The organism is Novosphingobium sp. Gsoil 351 (assembly GCF_009707465.1).
Lineage (GTDB): Bacteria > Pseudomonadota > Alphaproteobacteria > Sphingomonadales > Sphingomonadaceae > Novosphingobium.
In genome coordinates this window covers 975,719-989,563 of record NZ_CP046120.1, presented here as the reverse complement: position 1 = coordinate 989,563, position 13,845 = coordinate 975,719, and the positions used below count along the sequence as shown (strand labels likewise).

At 66.0% G+C, this 13,845-nt stretch carries 13 protein-coding genes; 10 read left to right on the top strand and 3 right to left on the bottom strand.

What is annotated here, in order from left to right:
* The first annotated feature begins 59 nt into the window (after positions 1–59).
* From prfB to GKE62_RS04690, 3 genes are read left to right on the top strand one after another with little or no spacing between them, the layout of a single operon-like run.
* Complete coding sequence (gene prfB, locus GKE62_RS04700) at positions 60–1,187, top strand: peptide chain release factor 2 (RefSeq protein WP_154691225.1); 1,128 nt, start codon at positions 60–62, stop codon at positions 1,185–1,187.
* Entirely contained in the window at positions 1,184–1,906 is a 723-nt protein-coding gene (locus GKE62_RS04695) for a class I SAM-dependent methyltransferase (RefSeq protein WP_154691224.1), read from the top strand. Before prfB ends, GKE62_RS04695 begins: the two co-directional genes overlap by 4 nt.
* Before the next feature lie 23 nt (positions 1,907–1,929).
* Entirely contained in the window at positions 1,930–3,357 is a 1,428-nt protein-coding gene (locus tag GKE62_RS04690) for a nitronate monooxygenase family protein (protein WP_154691223.1), read from the top strand.
* Positions 3,358–3,369: 12 nt separating this feature from the next.
* On the opposite strand, the gene GKE62_RS04685 is transcribed toward GKE62_RS04690, so the two are convergent.
* Positions 3,370–4,668 (bottom strand): ammonium transporter, encoded by a 1,299-nt coding sequence (locus GKE62_RS04685; protein ID WP_154691222.1) that lies wholly within the window; start codon positions 4,666–4,668, stop codon positions 3,370–3,372.
* Between the two features lie 119 nt (positions 4,669–4,787).
* Positions 4,788–5,819, bottom strand: coding sequence for a D-glycerate dehydrogenase (locus GKE62_RS04680; protein ID WP_154691221.1), 1,032 nt, complete (start codon positions 5,817–5,819; stop codon positions 4,788–4,790).
* A gap of 86 nt (positions 5,820–5,905) precedes the next feature.
* On the opposite strand from GKE62_RS04680, the gene GKE62_RS04675 reads away from it, so the two are divergent.
* Complete coding sequence (locus GKE62_RS04675; protein WP_154691220.1) at positions 5,906–6,376, top strand: SH3 domain-containing protein; 471 nt, start codon at positions 5,906–5,908, stop codon at positions 6,374–6,376.
* 523 nt (positions 6,377–6,899) lie between these two features.
* On the opposite strand, the gene GKE62_RS04670 is transcribed toward GKE62_RS04675, so the two are convergent.
* A complete protein-coding gene (locus tag GKE62_RS04670; protein WP_154691219.1) occupies positions 6,900–8,096 on the bottom strand; it encodes an acetyl-CoA C-acyltransferase in 1,197 nt (398 codons plus the stop codon).
* Between the two features lie 148 nt (positions 8,097–8,244).
* Between GKE62_RS04670 and GKE62_RS04665 the strand changes: the two genes are divergently transcribed.
* The 6 genes from GKE62_RS04665 to GKE62_RS04640 all read left to right on the top strand — a co-directional run bounded on the left by GKE62_RS04665 (position 8,245) and on the right by GKE62_RS04640 (position 13,681).
* The gene (locus GKE62_RS04665) at positions 8,245–8,970 is read left to right on the top strand and encodes an A24 family peptidase (RefSeq protein WP_154691218.1); all 726 of its coding nucleotides are present in this window, start codon (positions 8,245–8,247) and stop codon (positions 8,968–8,970) included.
* A gap of 21 nt (positions 8,971–8,991) precedes the next feature.
* The gene (locus GKE62_RS04660; RefSeq protein ID WP_230206913.1) at positions 8,992–10,416 is read left to right on the top strand and encodes a coniferyl aldehyde dehydrogenase; all 1,425 of its coding nucleotides are present in this window, start codon (positions 8,992–8,994) and stop codon (positions 10,414–10,416) included.
* A 76-nt stretch (positions 10,417–10,492) separates the two neighbouring features.
* Complete coding sequence (locus GKE62_RS04655) at positions 10,493–10,867, top strand: NADH-quinone oxidoreductase subunit A (RefSeq protein WP_154691217.1); 375 nt, start codon at positions 10,493–10,495, stop codon at positions 10,865–10,867.
* Positions 10,868–10,905: 38 nt separating this feature from the next.
* Positions 10,906–11,412 carry an NADH-quinone oxidoreductase subunit B family protein gene (locus GKE62_RS04650; RefSeq protein WP_154693557.1) on the top strand — a complete coding sequence of 169 codons (507 nt, stop codon included), beginning with the start codon at positions 10,906–10,908 and terminating at the stop codon, positions 11,410–11,412.
* 110 nt (positions 11,413–11,522) lie between these two features.
* Positions 11,523–12,470, top strand: a complete 948-nt coding sequence (locus tag GKE62_RS04645; protein WP_154691216.1) for an NADH-quinone oxidoreductase subunit C — start codon at positions 11,523–11,525, stop codon at positions 12,468–12,470.
* Positions 12,467–13,681 carry an NADH-quinone oxidoreductase subunit D gene (locus GKE62_RS04640; protein ID WP_154691215.1) on the top strand — a complete coding sequence of 405 codons (1,215 nt, stop codon included), beginning with the start codon at positions 12,467–12,469 and terminating at the stop codon, positions 13,679–13,681. The genes GKE62_RS04645 and GKE62_RS04640 overlap by 4 nt, the downstream gene beginning before the upstream one ends.
* The last annotated feature ends 164 nt before the right edge of the window (positions 13,682–13,845 follow it).

Below are 13,845 nucleotides of genomic sequence, written 5' to 3'. Positions count from 1 at the left end.
TACAATCGCCATCGCCCCGCTAAGCGGGGCGGCCCGTCATCCGTGGAAGTGATTGAAGAATGCGTGCCGAAGGCCAGGCCCATATCGACCGCATCGAGGCGGCGCTGGCGTTGGTGCGCAAGTTCCTCGACTGGGACCGCGCCTTGCGCCGGCTCGACGAGCTGAACGCGAGGGTCGAGGACCCGGGGCTGTGGAACAACCCCAAGGACGCCGAAGCCGTGATGCGCGAACGGCGTCGGCTCGAGGCGGCGATCGGCACCGTCAAGGGCATCGGTCAGGAGATGGCCGACGCGATCGAATTCGTCGAACTGGGCGAGGCCGAGGGCGACCAGGCCACGATCGACGAGGGCCTGGCGACGCTGGCCGCGCTCGCCGACCGCGCCGATGCCGACAAGGTCCAGGCGCTGCTTGCCGGAGAAGCCGACGGGCTCGACAGCTATATCGAGATCCACGCCGGCGCGGGTGGCACCGAAAGCCAGGACTGGGCCGAAATGCTGCTGCGGATGTACAGTCGCTGGGCGGAGAAGCGCGGCTACAAGGTCGAGCTGATCGAGCACCAGTCGGGCGAGCAGGCAGGGATCAAGTCGGCGACGATCCTGGTCAAGGGCGAGAACGCCTATGGCTATGCCAAGACCGAAAGCGGCGTGCACCGCCTTGTGCGGATCAGCCCCTACGATAGCTCGGCGCGGCGCCACACCTCGTTCAGCTCGGTCTGGGTCTATCCGCTGATCGACGACACCTTCAGTATCGAAGTCAACCCCGCCGATCTCAAGATCGACACTTACCGGGCAAGCGGCGCGGGCGGGCAGCATGTCAATACCACCGATTCGGCGGTGCGGATGACCCACGTGCCCAGCGGCATCATCGTCGCCAGCCAGATCGACCGCAGCCAGCACAAGAACCGCGAGATCGCGCTGGGGATGCTGAAGGCGCGGCTCTACGAAGCCGAAATGCGCCGCCGCGAGGAAGCCGCGAGCTCCGAATTCGCCGCCAAGAGCGAGATCGGCTGGGGCCACCAGATCCGCAGCTACGTCTTGCAGCCGTACCAGATGGTGAAAGACTTGCGCACCGGGGTGACCTCGCCTTCACCCGACGACGTTCTCGATGGCGCGCTCGACCCGTTCATGGCCGCCGCGCTCAGCCAGCGGGTGACGGGCGAAAAGGTCGCGGTGGAGGACGTCGAATGAAATACCTCGCGCTCGCCGCCGCGCTCGTGCTGGTTGGATGCCACGGCTCCGAAAAGCGCGCCGTCACCGCCTTGCAATTCCCCGCCGCGCACCGTCCGGTCTCCAAGCTCGGCGGTAACTCGGTCTCCACCGAAGAGGCGCGCGACGACCGCAACGAGGCCAACACGGTGATGGATCTGGCGAAAATTCACCCGGGAACGACCGTGGCGGACATCGGCGCGGGGGATGGCTATTACACCATCCGCCTCGCCGCGCGGGTCGGCGCCGAGGGCAAGGTTCTTGCGCAGGACATCGATCGCGCCGCGCTCGAACGGCTCGGCCAGCGAGTCGAGCGCGAAAAGCTCGATAACGTCGCGATCAAGCCGGGCGCGCCCGATGATCCCCGGCTGCCCGCAAACAGCTTCGACCGGGTGTTCATGGTGCACATGTATCATGAGGTGGCCGAGCCATACGCGTTCCTGTGGCGGCTTCAGCCCGCTCTCAGGAAAGGCGGCCAGATCATCGTGGTCGATCGCGACCGACCGACAGACCAGCATGGCATCCCGCCGTTGCTGCTCCAGTGCGAATTTGAGGCGGTCGGCTATCGGCTGGTCGAATTTGTCCGCAAGCCCGAGATTTTGGGCTATTATGCGCAGTTCGAGAAAGATGCAGGCGCGCGCCCGGCCCCGGACGCGATCCTGCCGTGCAAGATGACCAAGGGCGAGGTCACCATCGGTTGAGGCCGGGTGAAGCAAGGGACGCGATGTCGGGTTTGAATGGTCAGGCTGCTTTCAAGGGCCTGAAGCCTATCGTCTACGGTGGCCGCGAGGTGTGGCCGCTGATCGAGGGCGGCAAGGGCGTCTCGGCGACCAACCACAAGAGCTCGGGCGCCTGGGCGGCCGCGGGCGGGATCGGCACGGTCAGCGCGGTCAACGCCGACAGCTACGATGCCGAGGGCAAGATCGTACCCCAGGTCTACGAGCAGCTCACCCGGCTCGAGCGCCACGAACAGTTGATCCGCTACGCCATCGACGGTGCGGTCGAGCAGGTCCGCCGCGCGCACGAAATGTCGAACGGGCAGGGCGCGATAAACATCAACGTGCTGTGGGAGATGGGCGGCGCGCAACCGATCCTCGAAGCGGTGCTCGAACAGACCCCCGGGCTGATCACCGGGGTCACCTGCGGTGCGGGGATGCCCTATAAGCTGTCCGAGATCGCCCAGCGTCATAACGTCCACTACCTGCCTATCATCAGTTCGGCCCGCGCCTTTCGCGCGCTGTGGAAGCGCGCCTATCACAAGGTGCCCGAGCTGCTCGGCGCGGTGGTCTATGAAGATCCGTGGCTGGCGGGCGGGCACAACGGCCTGTCCAACGCCGAGGATCCGCTTAAGCCCGAGGATCCCTATCCCCGGGTCAAGGCGCTGCGCGACACGATGCGCGCCGAGGGCGTTGCCGAGAGCGTGCCGATCGTGATGGCCGGGGGCGTGTGGTTTTTGCGCGAGTGGGACGACTGGATCGACAATCCCGAACTGGGCCAGATCGCCTTCCAGTTCGGCACGCGGCCCTTGCTGACCGAGGAAAGCCCGATCCCGCAAGGCTGGAAGGACGCGCTGCGCGAACTCGAGCCGGGCGACGTGCTGCTCCACAAGTTTTCGCCGACCGGGTTCTATTCCTCAGCCGTGCGGACCCCGTTCCTGCGCAGCCTGGAGGCGCGCAGCGAGCGTCAGATTCCCTACTCACGGGTCTCCGCTGGCGAGCATACCGTGCAGCTCGACGTCGGGGTCAAGGGCAAGAACTTCTGGGTCACGCCCAAGGATCGCGACCGTGCCCGGGCTTGGGTCGCGCAGGGCTTCGAGCATGCGCTCAAGACGCCGGACGATACCGTGGTGTTCGTAACCCTGCCCGAACGCGAGATGATCCGCGCCGACCAGACCGCGTGCATGGGCTGTCTCTCGCACTGCGGGTTCTCGTCATGGAAGGACCACGACGATTACACCACCGGGCGCCTGGCCGACCCGCGCAGCTTCTGCATCCAGAAGACCTTGCAGGACATCGCCCATGGCCAGCCAATCGAAGACAACCTGATGTTCGCCGGCCACGCCGCCTACCGCTTCAGGCAAGACCCGTTCTATTCGAACAACTTCACGCCGACCGTGAAGCAACTGGTCGATCGGATTCTGACGGGGGATTGAGCGCGGCTTCGTTCAGTCGAACTCCCACGCCCGTTCGCCGTGGCTGGCCAGGTCGAGGCCGTCGCGTTCCTCGTCTTCGCCAACGCGCATCGGGATCAGCATCGACACCGCCAGCGCGACGATTGCGGTTCCCACCGCGCTCCACAGCGCGACCACGCCGACCCCGGCGAATTGCGCGCCGAGCTGGCTCGCCATGCCCCTGCCCTCGGCATAGCCGGTGCCCCCAAGCGCGGGGTTGAGGAACAGCCCGAGCAACAGCGAACCGGTGATCCCGCCCATGCCGTGGACAGCGAACACGTCGAGGCTGTCGTCGATCTTGAGCCGCTGCTTGACCAACTGGATCGCGGCATAGCAGATCGCCGCCGCGACCACCCCGAACAGCATCGCCGCGGCAGGCGAGATGAACCCGGCAGCGGGGGTCACCGTCGCCAGTCCCGCGATCGCGCCGGTGGCGAAGCCGACGCTGGTGGGCTTGCCGACCTTCCATTTCTCGATCGCCAGCCAGGCCAGCGCGGCCATGCTCGCGGCGATGTGGGTGTTGATGATCGCGGCGGCGGCATCGTCGTTGGCGGCGAGCGCCGAGCCGCCGTTGAAGCCGAACCAGCCCATCCACAGCAGCGCCGCCCCGGCCATCGTCAGCGCCGGGCTGTGCGGCAGCATCAGCGTCCTGGGAAAGCCCTGGCGCTTGCCAAGCAGCAGCACGGCGACCAGCGCAGAGACCCCGGCCGTGGTGTGAACGACGATCCCGCCTGCGAAATCGAGCGTACCGAAGCGCGTCGCCAGCCAGCCGCCGCCCCAGATCCAGTGCGCCACGGGAGCATAGACCACCAGCCCCCACAGCGCGCAGAACCCCACCACCCAGCCGAACCGCGCCCGATCGACCCAGGCCCCTGCCATCAGCGCGGGGGTGATCGCGGCGAACGTCAACTGGAACAAGGCGAAGGCGCTCTCGGGAATGGTCAGGCCATCGCGGACGTTGCCCAGATCGCGCAGCATGAACGCATCGCCGCCGCCCAACCAGCCGTTTCCGACTGGACCGAACGCGAGCGTGTAGCCGCAGACCACCCACAATAGTGAACACACCGCGACGATCGCGCCACACTGGACGAGCACGCTGAGGAAGCTTTTGGCGCGGACCAGCCCGCCGTAGAACAGCGTCAGCCCCGGCGCCGCCATCAGCAGCACGAAGGCGGCGGACACCAGCACCCAGGCGGTGTCGCCGCTATCGGCGATGTCGAGCGTGCCAGGGGTTTGTGCAAACGCCGGGCTGGCCAAGGCCAACAGGCCGACCGCCGTCAAATATGCGCGCATCCCCAATCCCCGTTCGCCCTTAGCTCGCTGAAGAGCCGCTATTGCTTGCGAGGTCCTCTAAGAGAAGGAACGGTACCTCGACAAGCTCAGCGCCAATGGATTGTTGCGCCGAGCCTGGGTCAGCTCCACCCCTCGAGCACCTGGTCGGGCGGGCGGTGGCCGTCGGCCCAGAAGCGGATGTTGGCGATGATCTTCTCGCCCGCAGCCTCGCGCCCCTCGAAGGTAGCGCTGCCCAGGTGCGGCAACAGGCTGACATTGCTCAGCGCAATCAGGCGCGGATCGACTGCGGGTTCGTGCGCGTAGACATCAAGGCCCGCGCCGCCGATGCGCTCGTTCTCGAGCGCGTCGATCAATGCGTCCTCGTCGATCAAGTCGCCGCGCGCGGTGTTCACCAAATAGACGTCGGGCTTCATCAGCGCGAGGCGCCGAGCGTCGATCAGGTGGTGGGTCTCGGCGCTTGACGGGCAGTGCAGGGTGATGACATCGGCTTCACCCACCAGCATGTCGAGATCGGCCTCGTAGCGCGCGCCGAGCATCTGTTCGGCCGCTTCGGGCAGACGGTGGCGGTTGTGATAGATCACGCTCATCCCGAAGGCGCGGGCGCGGTGGGCGACCGCCTGGCCGATCCGGCCCATCCCGACGATGCCCAGCGTCTTGCCGCCAATTCGGTGGCCGAGCAGCGTAGAAGGCGCCCAGCCTGTCCACTCGCCAGCGCGCAGGATCCGACCGCCCTCGACGAACCGGCGGGGCACCGACAGGATCAGCGCCATCGTCATGTCGGCGGTGTCATTGGTGAACACGCCGGGCGTGTTGGTGACCATGATCTTGCGGGCGCGCGCGGCGTGGAGGTCGATGTGATCCGTCCCCGCGCCGAAGCTGGCGATCAGGCCCAGCCGAGGCCCGGCGCGTTCGATCAGCGCGGCGTCGATGCGGTCGGTCACGGTGGGGACGAGGACGTCGGCGTCCTGCATCGCCGTCGCGAGGTCTTCGCGCGTCATCGCGGTATCGTGGCTGCTCAAGCGGGAGTCGAACAATTCCGCCAGCCGCGCCTCGGTCGCGGGTAGCAGGCGTTGGGTCACCACCACTCGCGGCTTGCCCTCGACGCGGCGGGTCTGCGAGCGATCGGCGGGGGCGGTTGCGGGGTGGCTCATCGCTGGCCATCGCTAGGCCCGCGGAGCCGGGGCGGTCAAGCGGCTACGGCTTTGCAGCAAGCACGATGCAGGTTAGGAACCCGGCGATGCGCCGCACCCTGCTTTTGCTCGCCGTCCTGCTGTCTACCATGCCGCTCGCCGTTCCTGCCCGCGCCATGGACGACGATGGCCTGCCGTATTGGGCCTCGCTCACCGCAGACGTCGTCAACATGCGTGTCGGCCCCGCTCGCGACTATCGCATCGTGTGGGTCTACAAGCGCAAGCTGCTGCCGCTCAAGGTCGTCCGCCTGCACGAGGGTTGGCGTCTGGTCGAAGATCCCGACGGCGCTCGCGGCTGGGTGCTGTCACGCTTCCTCAGCCGAAAGCAGACCGCAATCGTCCAGGGTGCGATTGCAGAAATGCGGGAAAAGCCCGGCGCGGGCCGGGTCATGTGGAGAGCGGAACCGGGGGTCGTCGGCAGGGTCGGCGCCTGTGAAAACGGTTGGTGCAAGTTCGACGTCACCGGTCGTGCCGCCTGGATCAGGGCAAGCGCGATCTGGGGCGAGGGCGAGCCCTGAAGCCATCACGCCCTCGCCCCAGATCCGCGAACTACGTCTTGGCGTGCGGCTTGACCTGCGCAACTTTACCGTCGGGGCCGGTTGCTGAGAAACTGCCATCCGCGGCGCGGGGGTTTCGGCGTAGCAGATCTCGGCCTTGCCCGCTGACGTGAAGCAGGTCTTGCCGTCCTTGCTCGTCCAGGTGCCCTTGTCGGTGACCTTGTCGTTCAAGTCGCGGCTTACGTAGGTGCCGTCGCCCATCAGGGTATCCACGCTCTTGGTCCCGTCGGGACCCGTCACGTCGTAGCTCCCGGGCGTCGCTGCGGCCACGGGAGCCGTGGAGGGGCCGGCGTTCACGTCCATCGGGATCGAATCGTCGGCGCTGGCCGTCGCTTCGGGCGCGGGCGCTTTCGAGCCGCACGAGGCGAGCAGGGCCAAGCCGGCGATCAATGCAAGTCTCTTCATGACAGGTCTCCCCTTCGGTTGCGAAGGGGACGACGGTATCACCCGGCCCGTACAGAAGCGACTCCGCCGGTGGATAAGCTCAAACCAACTCCACCGCGATCGCGGTAGCCTCGCCGCCCCCGATGCACAGGCTGGCGACACCCTTGGTTTTACCCTGATTTTTCAGCGCGTTGATCAGAGTGACGATGATCCGCGTACCGCTCGCACCGATGGGGTGACCCAGTGCGGTCGCGCCGCCGTTGACGTTGATCTTGCCGTGCGGGATGCCGAGATCGTGCATCGCGAACATCGCGACGCAGGCGAACGCCTCGTTCACTTCGAACAGATCGACGTCGCCGACGCTCCAACCGGCCTTCTCGAGCAACTTGGTGATCGCGCCGACCGGAGCGATGGTAAAGTCCTTGGGCTCCTGGGCGTGCGCCGCGACCGCGACGATCCTGGCGACTGGCTTGGCGCCGATCTTGTCGGCCTCGCTCTGGCGGGTCAGCACCACGGCGGCGGCGCCGTCTGAGATCGAGCTCGACGAGGCGGCGGTAATGGTGCCGTCCTTGGCGAAGGCGGCCTTGAGCTGGCGCAGCTTCTCGGGATTGCCCTTGCCGGGTTGCTCGTCGGTATCGACGCTGACCTCGCCCTTGCGCGACTTGACCGTGACCGCGACGATCTCGTCGGCGAACGCGCCAGACGCGATCGCGGCATTGGCGCGGCGCAGCGATTCGACCGAGTAGTCGTCCTGCATTTCGCGGGTCAGCTGATATTCGTTTGCGGTGTCCTGCGCGAACGTGCCCATCGCCCGGCCGGCTTCGTAGGCGTCTTCCAGCCCGTCGAGGAACATGTGGTCATAGGCGGTGTCGTGGCCGATCCGTGCGCCGCCGCGGTGCTTCTTGAGCAAGTAGGGCGCATTGGTCATGCTTTCCATCCCGCCCGCGACGATGAGGTCGACTGTTCCGCTGGCGAGCGCCTCCGCCCCCATGATCACGGTCTGCATGCCGCTGCCGCAGACCTTGTTGACCGTGGTCGCCTCGACCGACTTGGGCAGCCCGGCCTTGATCGCGGCCTGGCGCGCGGGAGCCTGGCCGAGGCCGGCGGGGAGAACGCAGCCCATATAGATGCGGTCGATCGCCGCGCCGTCCACGCCCGCGCGCTCAACCGCAGCGCGAACCGCAGTGGCACCCAGGTCGGTCGCCGAGACATCGGCCAGCGATCCTTGCATCCCTCCCATCGGAGTGCGCGCAGTGGAGAGGATCACGATCGGATCGGCGGCGGAAAACTGGGGCATGGCGAAGGCCTTTCTGACGCGGTAACGAGATTCGAGGATCGCCGCTGCGCTTATCGTTGCAGCGCACAATTGGCAACGGGAGCGCGCGCTGGCCGACCTTTGGACGGATACCATTGCGGTTTTCTCGCGTGGCGAGACTGCGATTGTCATGGCGCTGCTCGGCGCGATCGTCGGAAGTTTCTTGGGCGCCGCGCTGATCCGCCTGCCCAAGGGCGAATCCGTCGTGGCGGGACGCTCGCGCTGCGATTGCTGCGGGCGGGTTCTGGGGCCGTCCGATTTGATCCCGATCGTGTCGTTCGTGATGCTGCGGGGCCGCTGCAGCGCCTGTGGCGGCGCGATCGACCCATGGCAGTTTGCCGCCGAACCCGGGGGGGCGATGGTGGGCATCGTCGCCGCGCTGTTCGCCCGCGATGGCGCCACGCTGGGCCTTGGCCTGATCCTGGGCTGGCAGCTGCTGCTGCTCGGCCTGCTCGACTTGCGTCATTTGTGGCTGCCCGACCGGCTGGTCCTGCTGCTTGCGGCGACAGGACTGGTCTTTTCGGGCCTCGCCGCGGTCCGCCATCCCGTCCTGCTCGCCGGGCCGCTCTTGGGCGCGGTGCTGGGCTTCGGCATCCTGTGGCTGGCGGCGACGCTTTATCGCGGCTGGCGCGGGCGCGAGGGGCTGGGGGCGGGCGATCCCAAGCTGCTAGGCGGAATCGGCCTCTGGCTGGGCCCGCTGGGCGTGGTCGAGACGCTGCTCGCGGCCAGCCTGCTGGGGCTGATCGCCGTCGCCGGGCTGATGCTTACCCGCCGCGCGCCCGCCGCCGATACCGCGCTGCCGCTGGGAACACTGCTGGCGCTGGCGGGGTTCGCGGTCTATCTCGCGCAAAACTAAAGGTTGGGACAGGGAAGCCGGATGCCGCAATTGTCGATCATGCATGATGTTCTATCACGCCAGCGCGCAGCCTTCGTTGCCGCTCGCCCGGAAGCGCTGTCGGTCCGCCGCGACCGGCTCAAGCGGCTCAAGGCCGTGCTGATCGAGAACGGCGATGCCCTATGCGCGGCGATGAGCGCCGACTTCGGCAACCGCAGTCGCGAGATGAGCATGATGAGCGACATCGTCGCGGGTGTCGGCATGGTCAACTATTCGCTCAAGCACCTCGACCGCTGGGCGCGCTCGGAAAAGCGCCACGCCAACTTCCCGCTCGGCCTGCTCGGCGCGCGGTCGGAGCTGCGCTATGAGCCCAAGGGCGTGATCGGCATCGTCAGCCCGTGGAATTTTCCTGTTGGGTTGACGGTCAATCCGCTCGCCCAGGCGCTCGCCGCTGGCAACCGCGCGATGATCAAGCCGAGCGAGTTCACCGAGCGCACGTCCGAGACCATGGCCGAGCTGTTCGCGCGCTATTTCGCCGAAGATGAGGTCGCGACGATTCTCGGCGGGCCGGAGATCGGGCAGGAATTCTGCGGGCTGGCATTCGATCACCTGCTGTTCACCGGAGCGACCTCGATCGGCCGCCATGTGCTGCGCGCGGCGGCGGAAAACCTGGTGCCGGTCACGCTCGAGCTGGGCGGTAAGTCCCCGACGATCCTTGGGCGCAGCGCCGATACCGATCGCGCCGCCGGGCGGATCGGGCTGGCCAAGATGATGAACGCGGGGCAGATCTGCCTGGCCCCCGATTACCTGCTGGTACCCGATGACCGCGAAAAGCAGACGATCGCCGCCCTCAAGGCGCAGGTTTCGGCGATGTATCCGACTATGCTTTCCAACGACGACTATGCGTCGGTCATCAACGCGCGCCATCGCGACCGCTTGCAGGGGCTGGTCGCCGACGCGGTGGCCAAGGGTGCCGAGGCGATCGAGGTCAACCCGGCGGGGGAAGACTTCGCCGCCGCCAACCTCAACAAGCTGCCCCTGACCATCCTGCGCAATGTCGACGATGGGATGAAGGTGATGCAGGACGAAATCTTCGGCCCGGTGCTGCCGGTGAAGACCTACAAGGCAATCGACGAGGCGATCGACTACGTCAACGCCCACGATCACCCGCTGGGATTGTACTACTTCGGCGAAGACAAGGCCGAGGAAGACCGCGTTTTGTCGCGCACGATATCGGGCGGGGTGACCGTCAACGACGCGATGTTCCATGTCTCGATGGACGACCTCCCGTTCGGGGGAGTGGGACCTTCAGGGATGGGCAGCTATCATGGTCCGGAGGGCTTCAAGACCTTCAGCCACGCCCGCGCGGTCTATCGCCAACCCAAGCTCGACATCACCAAACTCGCCGGAATCCGCCCGCCCTATGGCGCCGCGATCCGCCGGACGATCACACAAGGGCTGAAGTAGATTCGTCCACCCCTTGCACCCCGGAGGTGCCGGGACTAGGGCGCTTCGCAGTCGCACAAAAGCCCGAGTCAGACCTTTGCTTGACCTGTCGCAGTACCTGCCGATCCTGATTTTCCTTGGCATCGCGCTGGGGATTTCTGCGCTGTTCGTGTTCCTGCCGATGGGCGTCTCGCGCCTGACCGGGACGCATAACCCCAGCGCCGACAAGCTCTCCGAATACGAGTGCGGGTTCCCCGCGTTCGAGGACCCGCGCAGCCAGTTCGACGTGCGCTTCTACCTCGTCGCGATCCTGTTCATCATCTTCGATCTGGAGGCCGCGTTCCTGTTTCCGTGGGCGGTCAGCCTGGATGTCACCGGCTGGCCCGGCTGGATCACGATGATGGTGTTCCTGTTCGAACTGATCGTGGGCTTCGCCTACGCCTGGAAGAAGGGAGCGCTCGATTGGGAGTAGAACCCGCCTCCGCGTTGGTGAACGCCGACGGCTCTCCGATGCGCGCGCCCAATCCGGCGTTCGTGGTCGATGTGAATGCCGAAGTCGCCGACAAAGGCTTCCTCGTCACCACCACCGAGGAGCTGTTCCAGTGGGCGCGCACCGGCAGCCTGTGGTGGATGACCTTCGGCCTCGCCTGCTGCGCGGTCGAAATGATCCACGTCAATATGCCGCGCTACGATATGGAGCGCTTCGGCGTCGCCCCGCGCGCCAGCCCGCGCCAGTCCGACGTGATGATCGTGGCGGGCACGCTGTGCAACAAGATGGCCCCGGCGCTGCGCAAGGTCTACGACCAGATGTCGGACCCCAAGTATGTGATCAGCATGGGAAGCTGCGCCAACGGCGGCGGCTATTACCACTACAGCTACAGCGTGGTGCGCGGCTGCGACCGGATCGTGCCGGTGGACATTTACGTCCCCGGCTGCCCGCCGACCGCCGAGGCGCTGCTCTACGGCGTGATGCAGCTCCAGCGGAAAATCCGCCGCGTCGGGACGATCGAGCGGTGATCTCGCTAATGCAATTCCCGCTCATGTCGAGCGAAGTCGAGGCATCGGGCGCGATGCTCGACCCTCGCGCGACATACCTCGACCGCGCTCGGGATGAGCGGGGGTAGAGCATGGCCACCGTCCTCCACTCCGCGCCCAAGATCGCCTCGAACGGAGGCGTGAAAGCCACGCTCGCCGCTGCCCTCGGCGCCATGCTGGTCGAGGGGCGCGAGGAGCATGGTGAAATCCTGCTCACCGTCCGGCGCGATTCGATCGAGGACGCGCTGCGCCTGTTGCGCGATGAACATGATTACCAGCAGTTGATGGAGATCGCGGGGGCCGATTACCCCAACCGGCCCGAACGGTTCGATGTCGTCTACATGCTGCTGTCGCTGACCCGGAACCACCGGATCATGGTCAAGCTCACCACCGACGAGGCGACCCCCGTACCGACGGTGACAACGCTTTGGCCGGTCGCGGGCTGGCTCGAGCGTGAGGTTTTCGACATGTACGGGGTGCTGTTCGCAGGCCATCCCGACTTGCGCCGAATTCTCACCGACTACGGCTTCCAGGGCCACCCGTTCCGCAAGGATTTCCCGCTCACCGGCTATGTCGAGCTGCGTTATTCCGAGGAAGACAAGCGCGTGGTCTACGAGCCGGTCGAGCTCGCGCAGGACTTGCGCACGTTCGATTTCATGAGCCCGTGGGAGGGTGCCGACTACATCCTGCCAGGCGATGAAAAGGCGGACGCTCCGCCTGCCGCCAAGCCTGAAACCAAGGGTCCGCCGCAGGCCGACAGGCCCAAGGTCACCGAAAAGCCCGCCGATACCGGCGCGGGTAAGGCGGCGAACAAGGAAGCGGCCAAGAAGACCGCCAATAAGCCTGCCGCCGACATCCGCGCCGTCTCCAACGCGCGCAAGTCCGAACCAAACGTCCCGGTGACGACTAAAACGAACGAGCCGGTCGCGCCCAAGCCGACTGAAAAGCGCCCCGCGCGCAAACCCCGCGCCAGCGGCACCAACGACACCGCGCCCGCGACCCGCCCGCGCGCGCGCAAGCCCAAGGGAGCGGATGAATGAGCGCTCTCGTAGCCGACCAGGCGCCGACCACCGGCGACGAGGTCATCACCAACTACACGATCAACTTCGGCCCCCAGCACCCTGCCGCGCACGGCGTGCTGCGGATGGTGATGGAGCTCGACGGCGAGATCATCGAGCGTATCGATTGCCATGTCGGCCTGCTCCACCGCGGCACCGAGAAGTTGATCGAGCATAAGACCTATCTTCAGGCGCTGCCCTACTTCGACCGGCTCGACTATTGCTCGCCGCTGGGGATGGAGCACTCTTACGTGCTCGCGATCGAGAAGCTGCTCAATCTCGAGGTGCCGATCCGCGCGCAATACCTGCGGGTGCTGTTCGCCGAGCTGACCCGCATCTGCAACCACATGCTCAACCTGGGCAGCCACGTGATGGACGTCGGCGCGATGACGCCCAACTTGTGGCTGTTCGAAATCCGCGAGGACTGCCTCAACTTCTTCGAGCGCGCGGCCGGCGCGCGGATGCATATGGCGTGGTACCGCCCCGGCGGGGTCCACCAGGACGTTCCGCTCAAGCTGCTGACCGATATCGCCGACTGGCTCGATACGCGGCTCCCGCGCCTGTTCGAAGACGCGATGAGCCTGGTCGTCGACAACCGCATCTTCAAGCAGCGCAACGTCGACATCGCTACGGTAAGCAAGGACGACGCGGTCCGCTGGGGCTTTTCCGGCCCGATGATCCGCGGCAGCGGGATCGCCTGGGACCTGCGCAAAAGCCAGCCCTACGACGTTTACGACCGGATGGATTTCGAGGTGCCGGTAGGCACGCGCGGCGATTGCTACGACCGGTTCATGGTCCGGGTTGAGGAAGTGCGCCAGTCGGCCAAGATCATGAAGCAGTGCCTGCGCGAGATGCCCGAAGGCCCGATCGCCAGCGACGACCGCAAGATCGTGCCGCCCAAGCGCGCCGAGATGAAGCAGTCGATGGAAGCGCTGATCCACCACTTCAAGCTCTACACCGAAGGCTTCCACGTCCCCGCGGGAGAAGTCTATGTCGCCACCGAAAGCCCCAAGGGCGAGTTCGGGGTCTATCTGGTCAGCGACGGGTCGAACAAACCCTACCGTTGCAAAATCCGCCCGACCGCGTTCAGCCATCTCCAGGCGATGGATTTCATGAGCCGCGGCCACATGCTGCCCGACGCGACCGCCATACTGGGCGCGCTCGACATCGTGTTCGGGGAGTGCGACCGGTGAGCGCCTTGACATGGTTTACTCGGCTAATCGACGAGGATGTAATTCTGACATTCAATCGTTTGGGTGAAGGTCAGAGAGTGTCTTCTTACATAAAGCGCCTCACACTGATGGGATCAGCTATTTATGGACCGCGTATCACTTGGTTGAAGCTGGCTGCTATCGTC

Bases quoted from the DNA above. Each gene is read 5' to 3' on its own strand.
- prfB (WP_154691225.1), top strand. From the start codon at position 60: ATGCGTGCCGAAGGCCAGGCCCATATCGACCGCATCGAGGCGGCGCTG.
- GKE62_RS04695 (WP_154691224.1), top strand. From the start codon at position 1,184: ATGAAATACCTCGCGCTCGCCGCCGCGCTCGTGCTGGTTGGATGCCAC.
- GKE62_RS04690 (WP_154691223.1), top strand. From the start codon at position 1,930: ATGTCGGGTTTGAATGGTCAGGCTGCTTTCAAGGGCCTGAAGCCTATC.
- GKE62_RS04685 (WP_154691222.1), bottom strand. From the start codon at position 4,668: ATGCGCGCATATTTGACGGCGGTCGGCCTGTTGGCCTTGGCCAGCCCG.
- GKE62_RS04680 (WP_154691221.1), bottom strand. From the start codon at position 5,819: ATGAGCCACCCCGCAACCGCCCCCGCCGATCGCTCGCAGACCCGCCGC.
- GKE62_RS04675 (WP_154691220.1), top strand. From the start codon at position 5,906: ATGCGCCGCACCCTGCTTTTGCTCGCCGTCCTGCTGTCTACCATGCCG.
- GKE62_RS04670 (WP_154691219.1), bottom strand. From the start codon at position 8,096: ATGCCCCAGTTTTCCGCCGCCGATCCGATCGTGATCCTCTCCACTGCG.
- GKE62_RS04665 (WP_154691218.1), top strand. From the start codon at position 8,245: ATGGCGCTGCTCGGCGCGATCGTCGGAAGTTTCTTGGGCGCCGCGCTG.
- GKE62_RS04660 (WP_230206913.1), top strand. From the start codon at position 8,992: ATGCCGCAATTGTCGATCATGCATGATGTTCTATCACGCCAGCGCGCA.
- GKE62_RS04650 (WP_154693557.1), top strand. From the start codon at position 10,906: ATGCGCGCGCCCAATCCGGCGTTCGTGGTCGATGTGAATGCCGAAGTC.
- GKE62_RS04645 (WP_154691216.1), top strand. From the start codon at position 11,523: ATGGCCACCGTCCTCCACTCCGCGCCCAAGATCGCCTCGAACGGAGGC.
- GKE62_RS04640 (WP_154691215.1), top strand. From the start codon at position 12,467: ATGAGCGCTCTCGTAGCCGACCAGGCGCCGACCACCGGCGACGAGGTC.